Origin of the sequence: Sedimentimonas flavescens, from assembly GCF_019264375.1 — a bacterium.
Taxonomy (GTDB): Bacteria; Pseudomonadota; Alphaproteobacteria; order Rhodobacterales; family Rhodobacteraceae; genus Rhodobacter; species Rhodobacter flavescens.
In genome coordinates, this window is sequence record NZ_JAHVAI010000002.1 from 120,703 (window position 1) to 139,205 (window position 18,503).

16 protein-coding genes are annotated in these 18,503 nt (G+C 63.8%); 7 read left to right on the forward strand and 9 right to left on the reverse strand.

Going from position 1 to position 18,503, the window contains the following annotated elements:
- Genes KTQ37_RS03680 through thiD form a run of 4 tightly spaced genes read left to right on the forward strand, consistent with a single transcriptional unit; the run spans nt 1 to nt 3,042 of the window.
- The gene (locus tag KTQ37_RS03680) at nt 1-759 is read left to right on the forward strand and encodes a thiazole synthase (protein ID WP_218629125.1); all 759 of its coding nucleotides are present in this window, start codon (nt 1-3) and stop codon (nt 757-759) included.
- Nucleotides 759-1,349, forward strand: coding sequence for a thiamine phosphate synthase (locus tag KTQ37_RS03685; RefSeq protein WP_218629425.1), 591 nt, complete (start codon nt 759-761; stop codon nt 1,347-1,349). The genes KTQ37_RS03680 and KTQ37_RS03685 overlap by 1 nt, the downstream gene beginning before the upstream one ends.
- The gene (locus KTQ37_RS03690; RefSeq protein WP_218629126.1) at nt 1,346-2,308 is read left to right on the forward strand and encodes a ThiF family adenylyltransferase; all 963 of its coding nucleotides are present in this window, start codon (nt 1,346-1,348) and stop codon (nt 2,306-2,308) included. Before KTQ37_RS03685 ends, KTQ37_RS03690 begins: the two co-directional genes overlap by 4 nt.
- Nucleotides 2,305-3,042: a bifunctional hydroxymethylpyrimidine kinase/phosphomethylpyrimidine kinase gene (gene thiD, locus KTQ37_RS03695; protein ID WP_218629127.1), complete on the forward strand. Its 738-nt coding sequence runs from the start codon at nt 2,305-2,307 to the stop codon at nt 3,040-3,042. The genes KTQ37_RS03690 and thiD overlap by 4 nt, the downstream gene beginning before the upstream one ends.
- Before the next feature lie 3 nt (nt 3,043-3,045).
- Here thiD and KTQ37_RS03700 read toward each other — a convergent pair whose 3' ends face one another.
- The 7 genes from KTQ37_RS03700 to recA form a co-directional block, all read right to left on the reverse strand.
- On the reverse strand, nt 3,046-3,816 hold the full coding sequence (locus KTQ37_RS03700; RefSeq protein WP_218629128.1) for a squalene/phytoene synthase family protein: 771 nt from the start codon (nt 3,814-3,816) through the stop codon (nt 3,046-3,048).
- Nucleotides 3,813-5,435, reverse strand: coding sequence for a citramalate synthase (cimA, locus tag KTQ37_RS03705; RefSeq protein WP_218629129.1), 1,623 nt, complete (start codon nt 5,433-5,435; stop codon nt 3,813-3,815). The genes KTQ37_RS03700 and cimA overlap by 4 nt, the downstream gene beginning before the upstream one ends.
- Nucleotides 5,436-5,449: 14 nt before the next feature.
- On the reverse strand, nt 5,450-6,838 hold the full coding sequence (gene cysS / locus KTQ37_RS03710; RefSeq protein ID WP_218629130.1) for a cysteine--tRNA ligase: 1,389 nt from the start codon (nt 6,836-6,838) through the stop codon (nt 5,450-5,452).
- A gap of 166 nt (nt 6,839-7,004) precedes the next feature.
- Nucleotides 7,005-7,799, reverse strand: coding sequence for a class II glutamine amidotransferase (locus KTQ37_RS03715; protein ID WP_218629131.1), 795 nt, complete (start codon nt 7,797-7,799; stop codon nt 7,005-7,007).
- Between the two features lie 81 nt (nt 7,800-7,880).
- Nucleotides 7,881-8,171, reverse strand: coding sequence for a DUF1330 domain-containing protein (locus KTQ37_RS03720; RefSeq protein WP_218629132.1), 291 nt, complete (start codon nt 8,169-8,171; stop codon nt 7,881-7,883).
- A complete protein-coding gene (gene alaS / locus KTQ37_RS03725) occupies nt 8,171-10,825 on the reverse strand; it encodes an alanine--tRNA ligase (RefSeq protein ID WP_218629133.1) in 2,655 nt (884 codons plus the stop codon). The genes KTQ37_RS03720 and alaS overlap by 1 nt, the downstream gene beginning before the upstream one ends.
- Nucleotides 10,826-11,047: 222 nt before the next feature.
- A complete protein-coding gene (recA, locus tag KTQ37_RS03730; protein ID WP_218629134.1) occupies nt 11,048-12,106 on the reverse strand; it encodes a recombinase RecA in 1,059 nt (352 codons plus the stop codon).
- A 211-nt stretch (nt 12,107-12,317) separates the two neighbouring features.
- On the opposite strand from recA, the gene KTQ37_RS03735 reads away from it, so the two are divergent.
- Complete coding sequence (locus KTQ37_RS03735; protein ID WP_218629135.1) at nt 12,318-12,911, forward strand: sulfotransferase family protein; 594 nt, start codon at nt 12,318-12,320, stop codon at nt 12,909-12,911.
- 6 nt (nt 12,912-12,917) lie between these two features.
- Here KTQ37_RS03735 and KTQ37_RS03740 read toward each other — a convergent pair whose 3' ends face one another.
- The gene (locus tag KTQ37_RS03740; RefSeq protein WP_236021059.1) at nt 12,918-15,200 is read right to left on the reverse strand and encodes a hybrid sensor histidine kinase/response regulator; all 2,283 of its coding nucleotides are present in this window, start codon (nt 15,198-15,200) and stop codon (nt 12,918-12,920) included.
- A gap of 131 nt (nt 15,201-15,331) precedes the next feature.
- On the reverse strand, nt 15,332-16,486 hold the full coding sequence (locus tag KTQ37_RS03745; RefSeq protein WP_218629136.1) for an RsmB/NOP family class I SAM-dependent RNA methyltransferase: 1,155 nt from the start codon (nt 16,484-16,486) through the stop codon (nt 15,332-15,334).
- A gap of 280 nt (nt 16,487-16,766) precedes the next feature.
- Between KTQ37_RS03745 and KTQ37_RS03750 the strand changes: the two genes are divergently transcribed.
- Nucleotides 16,767-17,165 (forward strand): TadE/TadG family type IV pilus assembly protein, encoded by a 399-nt coding sequence (locus KTQ37_RS03750; RefSeq protein WP_218629137.1) that lies wholly within the window; start codon nt 16,767-16,769, stop codon nt 17,163-17,165.
- Between the two features lie 3 nt (nt 17,166-17,168).
- Nucleotides 17,169-18,461, forward strand: a complete 1,293-nt coding sequence (locus KTQ37_RS03755) for a TadE/TadG family type IV pilus assembly protein (protein WP_218629138.1) — start codon at nt 17,169-17,171, stop codon at nt 18,459-18,461.
- Nucleotides 18,462-18,503: the final 42 nt, after the last annotated feature.

Genomic DNA, 18,503 nt, shown 5'->3' on the forward strand with positions numbered 1-18,503 from the left:
ATGTTCTACGGAACGGAACTATCCTCGCGCCTCTTTCTCGGGACGGCGCAATACCCCTCGCCCGCGATCCTGGCTGAAGCGATCCGCGCCTCGGGCACCGAGGTCATCACCGTCAGCCTGCGCCGCGAGGGGCCGGGCGGCGGCGGCTTCCGCGATCTGATCGCCGCGACCGGCTGCCGGGTGCTGCCCAACACCGCCGGATGCCACACCGCGCGCGAGGCGATCACCACCGCCCATATGGCGCGCGAGGTCTTCGGCACCAACTGGATCAAGCTTGAGGTCATCGGTCATGCCGACACACTTCAGCCCGACCCTTTCGCGCTGCTCGAGGCCGCGCGGGTGCTGTGCGCCGAGGGCTTTGAGGTCTTCCCCTACACCACCGAAGACCTGATCCTCGGAGAAAAGCTGATCGAGGCCGGTTGCCGCGTGCTTATGCCATGGGGGGCGCCCATCGGCTCAGGCCAGGGCCTGCGCAATATCGAGGGGCTGCGCTCGATGCGCGCCCATTTCCCCGACACTCCCCTCGTCATCGACGCGGGTATCGGCGCGCCCTCGCAAGCAGCGGAAGCGATGGAGATGGGCTTCGACGCTGTGCTATTGAACACCGCCGTTGCCAAGGCGCTGGCCCCGGTCGGCATGGCGCGCGCCTTCAGGCAGGCAGTCGAGGCGGGGCTGGCGGCGCATCGCGCGGGCCTGATGCCCCGGCGCGATATGGCCTCGGCCTCCACCCCAATCTTTGGCATGGCGGCATTGGCATGATGGACCGGTTCTACCTGATCTCCGGCACCGCCGAACTGCTCGAACGCCTTGTCCCCCTTGGCGTAAAGCTGGTGCAGTTGCGCGCCAAGGACCTGCCGCCGGACCTGCTGCGCGCCGAGGCACTGCATGCACAGGCCGTTTGCGCGGCCCATGGGGCGCAGCTGATCCTGAACGATTACTGGGAACTGGCGCTCGAACTGGGCATCGACTTCGTCCACCTCGGGCAAGAAGACCTCGACACCGCCGATCTTGGGGCGCTGCGCCGCGCAGGGGTTCGCTTTGGCCTATCAACCCATGATGAAGCAGAACTTGAGCGCGCCCTTGCCTGCGATCCGGCCTATGTCGCGCTTGGCCCGATCTTTCCGACTCTGCTCAAGCAGATGAAATGGGCGCCGCAGGGCCATGCCCGCATCCGCGCCTGGAAAGACTGCGCAGGCTCGGTGCCGCTGGTCGCCATCGGCGGGCTGACACCTGAACGCCTGCCCGAGGTCTTCGCGGCAGGCGCCGACTGTGCCGCCGTCGTGACCGACATTCAACAGGCCGCCGACCCCGTCGCCCGCACCCGCACCTGGATCGAGGCCACAAGATGAGCCGCTACCTGCGCCAAACCGCCCTGCCCGAGATCGGCCCCGAAGGACAGGCCCGCCTTGCCCGCGCCCACGTCGCCATCATCGGCGCCGGGGGCCTAGGCTGCGGCGTTATCCCCGCGCTGGCCGGCGCAGGTGTTGGGCAACTCACTATCCTCGACCCCGACCACGTAGAAGAAAGCAACCTGCACCGCCAGACGCTTTACCGGATGACCGACATCGGCCAGCCAAAAGCGCTCTGCGCCGCGCGCGAGGTCGTCGCCCTCAACCCCGGCATCCGCGCCGAGGGGCAGATTATGCGCCTTGTGCCGTCGAACATGGCCACCGTGCTTGAGGGCGCCGACCTGATCATCGATGCAGCCGACAGTTTCGCCGTCAGCTACATGCTCTCGGATTACTGCCACCCACGTGGGCTCCCGCTGGTTTCGGCCGCGGTGCTGGCGCGGCAGGGCTATGTGGGCGCGTTCTGTGGCAGCGGGCCGAGCTATCGCGCCGTCTTCCCCGACGTTCCGGAGCATATGGCCAGCTGCAATGAGACCGGCGTCATGGGGCCGGTTGTGGCGGCCATCGCGGCACTTCAGGCGCAAATGACACTGTCGGTCCTGATCGGGCACCAGCCCTCGCCCATCGGCCAGTTGCTCCATCTGGACCTTGCGAACTGGCGCATTTCGGCGATGCGTTTCGATGGCGCGCCCGAGCCTGCCACCCGCTATCCTTTCATTTCGCTGACACAGATCGACCCTGCCGATCTGGTCATCGACCTGCGCCCCGAGGCCGAGGCGGCCGAGCCCGCCCACCCGTCCGCACGACGCGTCGCACCCGCCGAACTGAGCGCCCTTTCAGCGCCCGCCGAGCAACGGCTGGTTCTGTGCTGTCGCTCGGGCCTGCGCGCGATGCGCGCGGCGCGCAAACTCACCGACATGGGCCACCGGAGCATTGCGTTGCTGGCGGTTGGTCCATGAGCGGTCAGCGGTCAAAAAGCGTGTTGCTGATCGGCGGGATGGATTCCAGTGGCGGCGCGGGTTTGCTGCGCGATGCTCGGGCGCTAGAGCAGGCAGGCTGCCACGCTCGGGTCGCCGTCACCGCGGTGACCGCCCAAACCGATCGCGGATTGCTCGCGAGTCAACCCATGGCGCCGGAAATGGTCGCAGCACAGATCCGCGCGGCACTTGTCTGCGGACCCATCGGGGCGGTCAAGATCGGGATGCTCGGCACGGCAAGCATCGTCGCGGCCGTGACCGAAGAGCTACCCGATCTGCCCATCATCCTCGATCCGGTGATGGCGACCAGCTCGGGCGGTGCACTTCTCGATTACGCCGGGCTTTCCGCGATGATCGCCTTCTTACCGCGCGTCCTGCTGCTGACGCCGAACCTGCCCGAGCTTGCGGTGATCGCGGCTCATCTTGGCCCCGAAACCGGGACGACCGAGGCCAGCGCGCGCAAGCTTCTCGCCCACGGAGCGCAGCATGTCTTGGTCAAGGGCGGCCATGCCGAGGACATCGCGGCCACCGACTTTCTGTTCTCAGCCGATGCGCAGCCCGTGCCCTTCACCGCGCCGCGCATTCCCAAGTCGCTGCGCGGAACCGGCTGCTATCTCGCCAGCGCCATCGCCGCGCGCATCGCATTCGGCGAACCTATTGAGATCGCCTGCGCCGAAGCCAAGACGGCGCTGCATCGCCTTTTCACCGAAAGCTAGCCGTCACCCGGCGCGGAACGCGCGCCACAGAAGGCCCGCACGACGTCCGAACTCAGACCCGGCAAGCGCGCCTTGCGCGACCAGCGCGGGGTTCTGAATCGCGCGCTTCAACTGCCCCGCAGCCTGCCATCCCGGCAGGCAGGCGATGCGGGCCGCAGCGCCCTGGGCCTGCGCCTCGCCAGCTTTCAGCCGGGCAAGGCCCTTGGCCGCCAGCGCGCGGATCGCTTCGGGGCGGCCATCGACCAGCGGGTAACGCCCGCGCGCTTCCAGCGCCGGAACCGCAACCAACCAAGAGGCAAGGCCCGCGCCATAGGCAAAATCGCGAATCGCAGGCTCAGCAGCGGGATCCGCCCCCAAGGCACGTGCCGCAGCCCAACAGAGATTTCCCGCCGTGCCATCGAGATAGCTATCGAAAGCGGCCTCATCCTCGAAGGGCTCATGCCAGCAATCCCACCGACGCGCCTCTGCGACTTCGCGCAGAAGCCCCGCCTGCCCCTGAAGCATCACGAGGGCCGGGCCGATCTCATGCGCGGGTTCGCGCCCGGTCTCGGCCAGATCCTCCAGCGCATCGACCCACCATTGCAGGCGCATCTCGGCGACCATCGGTTCGGCCGAAGCCCAGGGCGCGCGGGCAATCTCGAGGTTGGCGGCATAAAGCGGCCAGAGCCGGTCGCGCAGATCAGCGCGGGTCGCCATCGTGGCAAGAAACCGATCCGGGTCGCCCGCCTCGACGCGCTCGGCCGCTGCGCGCAAACTGGCGCTCAGCGCGGTCATACCGGCTGCGCCCCGTCGCGTAGAAGCTTCCACATGATCGCCTCAAGCAGCGCCTCGAACGAGGCATCGACTATGTTCGGCGAGACGCCAACCGTGGACCAACGCTGCCCCTGACCGTCCTCGCTATCGATGATGACGCGGGTGACCGCCTCGGTGCCGCCCTGCGTGATGCGCACGCGGAAATCGACCAGCTTCATGTCGTCGATCATGCACTGATAAGGCCCAAGATCCTTCGCCAATGCCTTCGAGAGCGCGTTGACCGGGCCGCCATCGGTGCCATCCACCACGATGCCTTCTGACACGCTCAGCGTCCGCTCGCCGCCGATGTTCACGACGACGACCGCTTCGGACAGATGTGCCATCTTGCCCCGCGCATCGCGCCGTCGCTCGACCGTCACCCGATAGCGCTCGACTTCGAAGAACTTCGGCAAGAGCCCAAGCGCCCGCCGCGCCACCAGCTCGAACGAGGCCTGCGCACCGTCATAGGCATAGCCCTGATCCTCGCGCAGCTTGATCTCATCGAGGATCTGCACGAGGCGCGGATCTTTCGGGTCCACCTCGATCCCCATCGACACAAGCCGCGCGCGCAGGTTCGACTGCCCCGCCTGGTTCGACATCGGGATCAGGCGCGCGTTGCCCACCGTCGCCGGGTCCACATGCTCGTAGGTCGAGGGGTCCTTGAGGATCGCCGAGGCATGCAGCCCCGCCTTATGCGCGAAAGCCGAGGCCCCGACATAGGGCGCCGAGCGCAGTGGCACGCGATTCAGAATATCGTCAAGCTTGCGCGACAGCTTCGTCAGCCCGCGCAGCGCGTCGCGCGATACGCCGATATCGAACTGGCTGCGGAAAGGCTCCTTGAGCAGCAGCGTCGGGATCAGAGAGGTCAGGTTCGCGTTGCCGCACCGCTCGCCAAGCCCGTTCAGCGTGCCCTGGATTTGACGGCATCCCGCCAGAACGGCCGCCAGCGAGGCCGCCACCGCCTGCCCGGTGTCGTCATGGCAATGAATACCCAGCCGGTCGCCCGGGATGCCCGCATCGATCACCGCGCGGACGATCTCGCTGACCTCATGGGGCAGCGCGCCGCCGTTGGTGTCGCACAGCACGACCCACCGCGCCCCGGCCCGATAGGCTGCGAGCACGCAATCGAGCGCATAGGGCGCATTGGCCTTGTAGCCGTCAAAGAAATGTTCGGCGTCGAACAGCGCCTCGCGCCCCTCGGCGACCATATGCGCGACCGAGGCCGAGATATTTTCGAGGTTCTCGTCCAGCGTGATCCCAAGCGCCGTAGTGACATGGTAGTCATGCGTCTTGCCGACCAGACAGACCGCAGGCGTCGCGGCATTCATCACGCCCGCCAGCACCTCGTCATTCGCGGCCGAACGCCCTGCCCGCTTGGTCATCCCAAAAGCCGTGAACGTCGCGCGGGTCTGCGGACGCTCGGCGAAGAAATCGCTGTCGGTCGGGTTCGCACCGGGCCAGCCGCCCTCGATATAGTCGATCCCGATCTGGTCGAGCGCATTCGCCAGCGCGACCTTCTCGGCCACCGAGAATTGCACACCCTGCGTCTGCTGCCCGTCGCGCAGCGTCGTGTCGTATAGATAGAGGCGTTCCTTGCCCATCTGCTCCCCCCGCCTCAAACGTCCGGCAATTTCGATGCGTCGAAGCCCGCGCCGGGCAACAGCTCGACACCGGCCTTCGACATGCGCACCTCGACCCCGGCAGCCATCAGCGCCGATTTGAGCGCATCCACAGCCGAGAAGTCTTTGGTTTCCATGGCTTTCGCACGAATATTGCTCAGAGCAACCGCATGGGCGGACAGATCCACCTGCGGCGCCTCGGCCCATTCGCCCATGCCATCCTCCAAAAGCCCAAGCAGGGCCGCAGAGGCTTTCAACAGCGCCGGATCCCCGGCCATCTGATGTAGCTCCGCAATGGCGCCCGCTGTGTTGAGGTCATCAGCCAGCGCCGCGACAACCGAGGGAGCCGGGCTCGGCGCGGGCTCGATGCCCGCGACGAGACCACGCCACTTGCGCAACGTGGCCTCTGCCTGCGCGGCCTTTTCGGCCGTCCAGTCCATCGGCTTGCCGTAATGCGTCTGGAGGAAGACGAAGCGGATCACCTCGCCCGGGATGCCCTGATCCAGCAGGTCGCGCACGGTGAAGAAGTTGCCCAAGCTCTTGGACATCTTCTTGCCCTCGACCTGCAACATCTCGTTATGCAGCCAGAAGCGCGCAAAGCCCCCCTCGGGATGGGCGCAGCAGCTTTGGGCGATCTCGTTTTCGTGGTGCGGGAATTGCAGGTCGATCCCGCCTGCGTGGATGTCAAAGCTCGCGCCAAGCAGTTCGTAGCTCATGGCCGAGCATTCGATATGCCAACCCGGGCGCCCGCGACCCCAGGGGCTGTCCCAGCCCGGAAGCTCGTCATCCGACGGCTTCCAGAGCACGAAATCCATCGGGTCTTCCTTGAAGGGCGCGACCTCGACCCGCGCGCCCGCGATCATGTCATCGACCGACCGCCCCGAGAGCGCGCCGTAGTTCTGATACGAGCGCACGCGGAACAGCACATGGCCATCCTTGGCGTAGGCGTGGTCCTTCTCGATCAGGTCCGCGATCATGGCGATCATCGCGCCGATATAGTCGGTCGCGCGCGGCTCATAGTTCGGGCGCAGGGCGCCAAGCGCGTCCATATCGGCATGATACCAGCCGATGGTCTCTTCGGTTCGCTCGCGGATCAGCTCTTCGAGCGTGCCCTCGGCCCCGGCTTCCTTGCGCGCCAGCGCGGTCGCGTTGATCTTGTCATCCACGTCGGTGAAGTTGCGCACATAGGTCACGTGATCCGCACCGTAGACCTGCCGTAGCAGCCGGTAGAGCACGTCGAACACCACGACGGGCCGCGCATTGCCCAGATGCGCGCGGTCATAGACCGTGGGGCCGCACAGATACATCCGCACATTCTGCGGATCGAGCGGCTCGAACACCTCCTTGCGGCGGGTTTTCGTGTTGTGCAGGCGGATCTCGGTCATAAGTCCTCGCAGGTCTTTCCCGGCGCGGGCTTAGCAGGTTCAACACTCGTTTGGAATGAGAAGAACGGCCCGCGTGACGTGTGTCAGCGGCAAATAATGCAAATGATGGTGGCACGGTTCTTCATGGCATCTTGTTAGCGCGCCGAAACGCGCTTGCCAAGCGATCTCAGGCAGCTGCGACGCGCGCAACGGGCCGGAAAGGCTCGATCGTGACGGATTTGCCTTCGAAGGTGCAGAAGGAACCGGGCGGGATCTCTTCCCAATCCGACTGATCCTCTTCAAGCGGCTCCGAGACCACTGCGCGCCCGCGCCGCGTATCAGACCATTTGTGATAGAGCGTCGGCGCCGCGTCGTCGCTGGCGTAGCGCACGGCATAAAGCCGAACGCCGTCGGAAAAGGCCGCCGTCAACCGCATATGCGGTGCCCCGCCGCGTTCACGCGCAAGCGCCTCAAACCGCGCGGCCGCCCGTTCGAGCGCGCGCTTTGGGTCGGCCTCAAGCCCCTCGCCGAGGGCCACAAGGAACAGCGCCTCGCTGTCGGTCGCACCCTTGCGTTGCGCGTAGAGACTGTCGGGGATCATCATCTCGGCCGCGCGGCGGAAGGCATCGTAACCGCCGATCTGGCCGTTGTGCATGAAGCTCCAATGCCCCACGACGAACGGATGGCAGTTGTTGCGCGAGGTCGCCGTGCCGGTCGAGGCACGCACATGCGCCAGAAACAGCGCCGATTTCACCGTGGCCGTCAGCGAGCGCAGGTTCGGGTCGGACCAGGCCGGCATCACGTCGCGGTAGAGGCCCGGTTGCGTCGGTTCACCATACCAAGCGACGCCAAAACCATCCGCGTTGATCGCCGTGTGGCACTGGGTCGCGCAATGACTTTGATGGATCAGCGAATGGCCCGGCCTGCTGATGATTTCATCCAGAAAAATCGGTTGCCCGACATAGGCCGCCCAACGGCACATGCTCTGCCTCTTGCCCGGCGGTTTGCCCGCCTGAATGGTTCGCTCGGTCGCACTGTAACCGAATTACGGCCGAGCCAAAAGTCACTCGATCGCTTCGACGATCACGAGATCGCGCTCGGAGGCGCCTTTCGCATGGGCCAGCGCCGCTTGATATTCCGGTCCGCGATAGCAGGCCTCGGCGGCCTCAAGGCTGGGGAACCACGCCACGACGTTGCGCGCGCGGTCATTGCCCTCAAGCTGAACATAGCGCGCGCCGCGGGCAAGGAACTTGCCCCCGGCATTAGCGATGGCCACCGTCGCCCCGGCTGCATATTTCGCGTAGGCCTCGGGGTTGGTCACTTTCACATGGGCGATCCAGTAGGCTCCGGGCATCAGATTTCTCCTGCAATGACGGCTTTGACGGCGGCGATGGCCTCATCGGCTTTCGACGCATCCGCACCCCCTGCCTGTGCCATGTCGGGGCGACCACCGCCGCCCTTGCCACCAAGCGCAGCCGCCGCAGCCTTGACCATATCGACAGCGCTGATCACGTCCGTCTTGTCGGCGGTCACGCCGGCTGCCACGGCTGCCTTGCCGCCGGTGTCGGCCACAACCAGCACCGCGCCCGAGCCGATCTTGTCCTTCAACCCATCGACCAGCGCCGGAAGATCCTTACCGGAAACCCCCGAAACCACCTGAGCAATGAACTTCAAGCCATTGATGTCAATTGCTTCCGGTCCACCAGCGGCGCCACCGCCCATAGCCAGTTCACGACGCAGTTGCGCCACTTCGTTGGCCAGAGACTTGCGCTCTTCCGCCAGTGCCTTGACGCGCTCGACCAGATCCAAGGGCGAGGTTTTCAGCGCGGCTGCGGCCTCGGCCAGACGGTCATTCTGCGCCTTGAGGTGATCGAGCGCCGCCTGCCCGGTCAGCGCCTCGAACCGGCGCACACCGGCCGAGGACGCGCTATCGCCAAGCGCGACGAAGGCACCGATGTCGCCAGTGCGCCGCACATGGGTGCCGCCGCAAAGCTCCAGCGAGTAGGTCTTGCCATCCGCGCCCTTGCCCGAACCCAGAAGCTCGCCCATCGACACAACGCGCACTTCGTCGCCGTATTTTTCGCCAAACAGCGCCTGCGCCCCAAGACCACGCGCGTCGTCGGGCGTCATGATCCGGGTCTCGACCGGGGTGTTCTGGCGGATGAAGGCGTTCACCTCAGCCTCGACCTGCGCGATTTCCTCGGCGCTCATCGACTTGGCATGGCTGAAGTCGAAGCGCAGACGATCCTCGGCGTTTAGCGAGCCCTTCTGCGCGACATGCTCTCCAAGTGCGCGGCGCAGGGCCTCATGCAGCAGGTGCGTGGCCGAGTGGTTCGCGCGGATGGCCGAACGGCGCGTGTGATCCACCTCAAGCTTTGCGGCCTGACCCTTGACGATCTTGCCCGAGGTGACCTCTGCCAGATGGATAAAGACGCCAGCAACCTTCTTGGTGTCGGTCACGCGGGCCTCGCCGGTTTCGGTGCGGATGATCCCCGCATCGCCGACCTGACCGCCCGATTCCGCATAGAACGGGGTCTGGTTGACGACGATCTGAACCGCGCCAGCGGCCTCGGCCACTTCGGCGCCCTCATTGACCAGCGCGACGATCTGACCCTCGGCGGTTTCGGTGTCGTAGCCGAGGAACTCGGTCACACCCTTGGCCTCGGCAATGTCGTACCAGATGGTCGCGTCCTTCGCCTCGCCCGAGCCCGCCCAGGACGCACGCGCCTTGGCCTTCTGCTCGTCCATCGCGGCGTTGAACCCGTCGGTATCGACCGCGCGGCCCTTTTCGCGCAGCGCGTCCTGCGTCAGGTCAAGCGGGAAGCCATAGGTATCATAGAGCTTGAACGCAGCCTCACCCGGCAGGTTCCCACCTTCCGGCAAGCGCGAGAGTTCGTCATCGAGCAGCTTGAGGCCACGGTCGAGCGTCTGCTTGAAACGGGTTTCCTCCAGCTTCAGCGTCTCTTCGATCAGCGCCTGCGCGCGCGTCAGTTCCGGGTAAGCGGCGCCCATCTGGCGCACCAGCGCCGGCACCAGCTTGTACATCACCGGGTCCTTGGCGCCCAGCATATGCGCGTGGCGCATGGCGCGGCGCATGATGCGGCGCAGAACATAGCCGCGGCCATCGTTCGAGGGCATCACACCGTCAGCAATCAGGAACGAGGTGGAGCGCAGGTGGTCCGCGATCACACGGTGATGCACCTTGCCCGGGCCATCGGGATCAGCCGAGGTCGCATGCGCCGAGGCCTCGATCAGGCTGCGCATCAGGTCGGTGTCGTAGTTGTCGTGCTTGCCCTGCAAGAGCGCGCCGATCCGCTCAAGCCCCATGCCGGTGTCGATCGACTGCATGTCGAGCGCGCGCATCGAGCCATCCTCGAACTGCTCGTTCTGCATGAACACGACGTTCCAGATTTCGATGAAGCGGTCGCCATCCTCATCGGCCGAGCCGGGCGGACCGCCCCAGATGTGGTCGCCGTGGTCGTAGAAGATCTCGGTGCAGGGGCCGCAGGGGCCGGTCGGGCCCATCTGCCAGAAGTTATCCGAGGTCGCGATGCGGATGATCCGGTCCTCGGGCACGCCGACTTTCTTCCAGATCTCGAAGGCCTCGTCGTCGGTGTGATAGACGGTGGTCAGCAGACGCTTGGCATCGATGCCGAAATCCTTGGTGATCAGCTCCCACGCAAAGGGGATCGCTTCTTTCTTGAAGTAATCGCCGAAGCTGAAATTCCCCAGCATTTCGAAGAACGTATGGTGGCGCGCAGTATAGCCCACGTTGTCGAGGTCGTTATGCTTGCCGCCCGCGCGCACGCATTTCTGCGCCGTCGTCGCGCGCACGTAATCGCGTTTCTCGAGGCCCGTGAAGCAGTTCTTGAACTGCACCATGCCGGAGTTCGTGAACATCAGCGTCGGGTCGTTGCGCGGGACCAGAGGCGAGCTTTCAACGACGCGGTGACCGTTGCGTTCGAAGTAGTTCAGGAAGGTGGAGCGGATATCGTTCAGGCTGGGCATGTCTTCGGCGCCTCATAGGGATTTTTCCCCGTTTAACCCGCGCCCTGCCCCCTGTCCAGCAAGGCAAACAGCAGATTGCCAATAAGCTCCGCAGATCGGGAACGCGGCACCGATTCAATGCGCCGCAGATCCGTTCCCACAGGATCGGATGTGAGGCGCCCCGCTAAAGCGAAAGGGCCGCACCTGATGGCGCGGCCCGATACACGTCGAGGATCGAGGCAATCACTCCTCGGTCACCGCATCCTCATCCGAGCCGCCAAAATCGAGGCCGTGGCTCGCGCGGATCTTGTCTTCGATCTCATAGGCGATATCGGGATGGTCGCGCAGGAACTGCTTCGCGTTCTCGCGGCCCTGGCCGATGCGCTCATCGCCATAGGAATACCAGGCGCCCGACTTTTCGACGACCCCGGCCTTCACGCCCAGGTCGATCAACTCGCCAACCTTCGAAATCCCCTCGCCATACATGATGTCGAACTCGACCTGCCGGAAGGGCGGAGCCACCTTGTTCTTGACGACCTTGACGCGGGTCTGGTTACCGACCACCTCGTCACGGTCCTTGATCGCGCCGATCCGACGGATATCCAGGCGCACCGAGGCGTAGAACTTGAGAGCGTTGCCGCCCGAGGTCGTCTCCGGGTTGCCGAACATCACGCCGATCTTCATGCGGATCTGGTTGATGAAGATCACCATGCAGTTCGAGCGCCCGATCGACGCCGTCAGCTTCCGCATCGCCTGGCTCATCAGACGGGCCTGCGCGCCCACCGTGGCATCGCCCATGTCGCCCTCGATCTCGGCCTTCGGCGTCAGTGCCGCGACAGAGTCAACCACGACCATGCTGACAGCGCCCGAGCGCACCAGCGTATCGACAATCTCAAGCGCCTGCTCACCTGTGTCGGGCTGAGAGATCAGCAGCTCATCGAGATTTACGCCGAGCTTGCGCGCATACTGCGGGTCGAGCGCATGTTCGGCATCCACAAACGCGCAAACGCCGCCCTTCTTCTGCTCTTCCGCGATGGCGTGCAGCGTCAGCGTGGTCTTGCCAGAGCTTTCCGGGCCGTAAATCTCAACGATACGGCCCTTCGGCAGGCCGCCGATCCCAAGCGCGATATCGAGGCCGAGCGAACCGGTCGAGGTCGCCTCGATCTCCGCCGCGGGGTTATCGCCCCCAAGCTTCATGATCGAGCCTTTACCGAACTGCCGCTCGATCTGCGCCAGCGCCGATTCCAGCGCCTTTTGCTTGTCCGCCTTACCCTTGTCGTTCATCTCAAACAGGCCCGCCATTGCTTCGTCCCCTTCTTATCCCACAGCGCAGACTGATCGGCAATCGAACCGAAACCGCGTGATGTTCGCCTCATGTTCTCATCTGTATGAGCACAAAATGAGAACATTTCAACATGATTCTATAAACCAATCATTCACCTTGTTGGTTAATGACCCGTTTACGTCGTCCTTCGGCACCACTATTGAGGGTGGAAATCGCGCGCGAGGGAAAATGCTGATCTTTTGGGAGCAACGGCTGGTGTTCCTGGCCACACCGAAGGCTGGCTCTAGCGCCGTCGAGGCGGCACTCGAGCCGCTGGCCTCGGTTGTCATGCAGCGCCCCGCGGAACTCAAACATATGAGTGCCGTGGATTTTTACCGGCACATCGGCCCCTGCCTTTCAGAGCGCGCGGGCGCCGAATTCACAACGGTCGCCCTGATGCGCGAACCGATCGAGTGGCTGCGGTCATGGTATCGGTTCCGGCAGCGCGATGATTACGACGACCCGCAGCACCCGATGAGCGGCCTGAGCTTCGATGCCTTCGCGCGCGACTATATCTCGGCGGTGCAACCCGCCCATGCGGCCGTGGGCACCCAGTCCGAGATCCTGACGGACAGTACCGGCAAGCTGCTTGTCGATCGGGTCTTCCGATATGAGGCGATCGACCAGTTCATCCAATTTCTTGAGGACCGTCTCGATTGTGCGATCACGCTGCCCCGCGTGAACGTCCCGCCGGCGGTGGATGTCAAGCTCTCACCCGCGACCGAGGCCGCGTTACGGGTTGCCATGACACGTGACATCGACCTCTACCGGGTCATCGGCTGACAGCGTTCAGGCCGCCGCCATACACTTTGCGATCTGGTTCTGGACGGTGGCAGTCAGCTCGCTCAACGAGAATGGCTTGGGCAGGAAGACCGAATTCGGGATCGGCGCGCGACCCTCGGTAAAGACATCCTCGGCATAGCCGGACATGAAGACGACGGGCGTGCCGGCTCGGGCGCGGAGTGCCTGCGTCACCCAGCTTGGTCCGTCCAAGCCAGGCATGATCACATCGGTCACAAAAGCATCGACCTGCAAGTCATTGTTTTCGAGCATTTTCAGCGCCTCTTCGCCACTCTCTGCCTCAAGCACCGAATAGCCCCGCAACCTGAGCGCGCGTGACGCGAAAGCGCGCACCGGCGTTTCATCCTCGACCAGCAGCACCGTCGCCCCAGGTTCGACTGCTGCGGCTCTGACCGAGGGGGTCGGCGCTTCATAGGCAAGTGCCTCTACCCCATGATCAAGGGCCGGAAGATAGAGGCTGAACGTCGTGCCCGCCCCCGGAACGGAGTCACAAAAGATATAGCCGCCGGTCTGCTTCACGATCCCATATGCGGTCGATAACCCTAGCCCCGTCCCCTCGCCCGTCCGCTTGGTTGTGTAAAACGGCTCGAAGACCTTGCTGAGATTCTCGGGTGCGATGCCAATGCCCTCGTCGATGACCCGCACGACCACGTAATCGCCCTTCGGCACACAGGCTCGGTCACGGCTGAGTTCTTGGGAGAGCTTCAGCTTCTCGGTTTCGATCCGGATCTCGCCCCCCCGAGGCATTGCGTCGCGCGCATTCACCACGAGGTTCATGATCACCTGTTCCAACTGTCGTTTGTCGGCACGGATCGGCGGCAGACCCAGATCATGAGAAACCGTCAGCGTCACCTTCTCACCCACCAGCCGGTTCAGCAGATGCGACAGGTCAGACAGGGTGTCGCGCAGGTCAATCACCTTTGGCTTGAGCGTCTGCTTGCGCGAGAATGCCAACAATTGCCCCACCAGAGACGCTGCCCGGTTGGCGTTCTGGCTGATCTGATCGAGGTCCGCGTAGTCCGGGTCCCCCTTGTCGTGGCGCAGCATCAGCAGATCGCAATGCCCTGAAATCGCGGTCAGAAGGTTGTTGAAATCATGCGCGACGCCACCCGCAAGCTGCCCGATGGCCTGCATTTTCTGGCTTTGGACAAACTGCGCCTCAAGCGTCTTGAGCTGGGTTGCGTCCGAAATCACGCCGACCAGACCCTGCTGCCCATTCTCGACCACCCGGCTGAGCGTGATCTGCAAATACTTCTCCGGCTCGGCACGGCGCACCCGCATGACCTCGGGGCGGCGGTCAGCCCGCCCGGTCAGCGCGTCGCGCACCCAATCCTCGATCGGGCGACCGAGCCCCTCGAACACATCGAAGAGCCGCGCATTCTCGGCGATTTGCCCTATGAGAGCCCGCGCAGCCAGGTTCGCGGCCGAAATACGCCCCTCTGCGTCAAGGCGCATGAGCGCGACCGGGAGGCTCTCGAAGGCCGTCAGATCGTCAGCCGTGCGGGCGGATGCGACCGGCACGAGGTAGATCTCGCGCCGCCCCGCGCCAAGATCTATCTCGGCGATCACACAGCGCAAGGGGCCATCCACGGAAGGGATCACCCGCTCCTCTCCCCCAACCAGGGGCATCTCGGAGATCTGCTCAATCGTTGAATGGCGCGCGCCAATCAGGTGCCGCAGGGCCTCGTTCATGAACAGAATTGTGCCCGACCGTGAGACGGTCATCATCGGCAGCCGCGTAACCTCAGGGCCGCGTGTCCCGCCGGTCTCTGCATACTCCTCGATACGCCACAAAAGGACGTCGTCACCCGCGCAATGCACCGAGATCCGCATCAGCCCCTTGCGGGTCGCAACCTCTTCCTGAGCGGAGCCAAGCGCGTAAGCCCTGCCCTGTAGCCGCAGCAGGACCGAGCGCGGCTCGGCAAACAGCTCTCCGAGCGTGCTGGCCAGCGTCAGCTTTTCGCGTGGGCCAAAGCGCTCCATCGCGGCGCGATTTTGCATCTGCACGGCACCGCTGCGGTCGGTGGCGAAACTGGCCACCGCATCATGGGTGATCAGATCCGCAAGCCGCCGCAATTCCTGCGCCTGAATATACCGGGACAGGACGCGCGCACCGGTGACAAGCGACGCCAGAACCAGAAACGCCCCGGAGATCGATAGCATCACCGTCAGCGCGACGCGGTCGGTCACACGGAATGCAGCCACGCCGACCAAAACGCTTATGAGCAGCAGGATCGGCGCACTTGCAGCCAGCGCCTCGGCTGTTTTCAAGAGGGACTGCTGAGGCCGTTCGAGCTGCACCAACGTCTTTCCTTTCAGATTCGCTTTCCCGCATTCGGCAGCAAAACGCTTAACGCCCTGTTAAGGGCATCAAGAGCACAACCTGAAGGTGCGTTAATCTGTCACTCGGCCCGACGCAAGACTGACGCAAAGAACCCGTCGGCACCATCCAGCGGGGTCAGCGCAAGCCGCGCGTCCTCGGCCCAACCGGTTTCCGCCAGGAATGCTGCCACTTGTCGTTCGTTCTCATCAGCCAGAAGCGAGCAAGTCATATAGGCCAGCGCCCCGCCAGGCGCCACGAGGGTGCGTGCGCTCGACAGGATCTCTCTCTGAATCCGCGTGAGTTCTTCCAAGCGATCAGGCGTAAGCGCCCATTTCGCCTCGGGTGTCCGCCGCCATGTGCCAGAGCCCGAGCACGGCGCGTCCACCACCACAAGATCATAGGGACCGCCGGGCTGGCCCGGCTTCCGCACACCGATCCGGGCACCCGCCCGCGCGGCCCGGGCGGGAATATCGCGCATGCGCCCCGCGTCGATATCATGCGCGAAAATGGCTGCCTCGGGCGCACGCGCGGCCAGCGCAAGCGCCTTGCCCCCGCCGCCCGCGCAGTAGTCCAGCACACGCATTCCGGGAGCGATGGGCAGAACCGAGGCAATCGCCTGCGAGGCCGCATCCTGCAATTCCACGACGCCGGACTGGTAAGCGCGACTGCTGCTGATCTTGCGCTCGCCCTGCACAACCTCCAGCGCCGTGGCGGCAAGCGGATGGCTGCGCGCGACGATCCCGTCCTCAGCCAGCATGGAGATCGCCAGCGCGGGGTCCGCCTTGGCAAGGTTGACGCGCAGGAACACCGGCGCGCGGCTCTGCATCGCCGTGACGATCGGCGCGGCCTTCTCAGCTTGGCTTTCCTCAAGGGCAGGACGCAGCCAGGCAGGCCAGTCGAGCCAAGCATCAGCGGGGTCTACAGGCACGACCTCGGACGCGGTTAACGGCGCGGGGGCGAAACGTTCTCCGGAAAAGATTCTTTCAAGATCAAGGCATTCCGCGCGTGCTAGACCGATCATCAGACCGCGTCCGCTCAGCCCGCCGCCCAGATGCGCCAAAGACCCGCGGCGGCGCAACGCCTCGTAAACGTGGTCGCGGATCGCCGCGCGGTCGCCCGAACCCGCGAACCGATGCGCGCGCGCCCAGTTGGTCAGAACCTGCTCAGCGGGAGAGCCCGCAAGCGTTTGATCCAGAATTTCGATAGCGGCCTGAATGCGAGCAGCGGGGGTCATGGCGTCTCCTTCGCGGCCCTCCTAACGCCACAACCGTTAAGGGTCGAGCGATTCGAGGCCATGTAAACGCCGGGATGCAAACGCCACATCGCCATCATTCCGCCACATTTCCGCAGTCACGAGACCGTCATATTGCCTCCGCTCGGCCCAAAATCCCGCAAAAAAATTGCTCCCGTCAAAAACGCCACTTGCTGCCCAAAATCCCGCCATCTTTTGGCCACATGTTTTCGGGAAATTTACCACACGGCACAAAGCCATCCTTATGACCTTAGGCGAATTCATGTTCAGACGCCTCAATATCCGCAGCTTCTTGCACCGTGACGAAGGCTCGGCTTCGATCGAGGCCGTCCTGTGGTTGCCGCTGTTTGTCTACATGCTCTGCCTGATCGTCGATGCTTCGATGGTATTCCATACGCACTCGCGGATTCTGGGTGTGATTCAGGACATCAATCGTTCCCTTGCGCTCGGGCGCATTACGGACATGTCGGTTGCTGAAAACACCGTAAAGGCGCGGTTGGCGAACTATGGATCGACCGTCAGCGTAACGAGCAAGGAGCAAGACGGGGTATTCAGCACGACCGTCAGCATTCCTTTCCGCAACGTTCAAGTTCTGGGCGTGCTGCCCTCATCCATTGCTCCCAACCTGACCGTAGCGGCCTATCAATATAGGGAGAAATGAGCAATGCAGCGGTTCATTGCGCAGTTCAGAAAGGAAGACGGCGCGCTGAGCTTGCTTGCCATCTTCTGGATGTCGATCTTCATTGTCGTTGGCGGCCTCAGCCTTGACGTGGCGAATGTCTATCGCGCACGAACGGTTCTTCAGGAAACTGTGGATAGCGCCGCTCTTGGCGGCCTGTACATGCGCAACACGATGGATGCACAGAGCGCGACCAACAAGGCACTGGCGATCGCAAACATGAACCTGGGTACGATGGATCCGGGCTCGGTGCTTGAGGCCGATGTCACTTTCGGCCGTTGGAACGAAGAAACGCTCGTCTTTACGCCCGATATTACCTCGCGCAGCGCGGTCCGCGTATCTGCGGGGCGGCTCAAGTCGCGCGGCAACCAACTCCCGACCTATTTGATGCGCATCATCGGCCGCAGCTATTGGGACGTGGCGACCTATGCCATTGCCGAGACCTATCGCCCGAAGTGCCTGACCGAGGGCTGGATCGCCGACGGTCAACTGGACCTGCAGTCGAACAACCTGTTCTCAAACGGCTTCTGCCTGCATTCGAACACCGGGATCTCGATCAACCAGAACAACGAATTCGAAAGCGGCACCATCGTGTCGATGCCAAGCCTTGATCTGCTCGACGGTCCGAACTCGATGTTCGAGAAGAACGAAGGCCTGGCCGAGGCCCTGCGCGAGAACTTCTACCAGATCCGCATCCTGTCCCGCATCGACGAGATCATCGCGGATATGTCGAGCGAATCCGCCGAGCGCCTGCCTGACTACATCAAGGAACCGGGCAAGAAATATCTGATCGGCAGTAATGTCCCCACAAGCACCTTCGTTGCCGGCAATGTCTACGACCTGTATTGCAGCAAGAGCAACGGGGTGAATATCGACGGCCCGCTGATCAAGGAAGTTGTCATTATCGCGCATTGCCCTGTGCAGTTCAGCTCCGGTGCCGCACTTGAAGACGTGGTTCTGGTCAACACCTCGACCGACAACCAAAGCATCTACGCCCCGTCGAATCTTCGCATTGGCAAGAAAGACGGTTGTGCTGAAGGCGGCGGCGCGCAAATCGTCACCAAGGGCGGGTTCAAGGTCGCCTCCGGTCTCTCGATGTATGGCGGCCAGATCATCGCCAAAGGTGACGTGATCTTCGAGGCCAACGAGAATGGCGTGAATGGTTCCTCGATCATCTCGGGCGGCAAGATCGACGCCACCTCGAACTCCTCTGCCGGTTACTGCGGTACGGGTATGGAAGACAATTTCGAGCTGGATTACTTCCGCCTCGTTGAGTGATCAAACCCCGAGAAAGCTATCAGGCCCCGGCGACCATGCCGG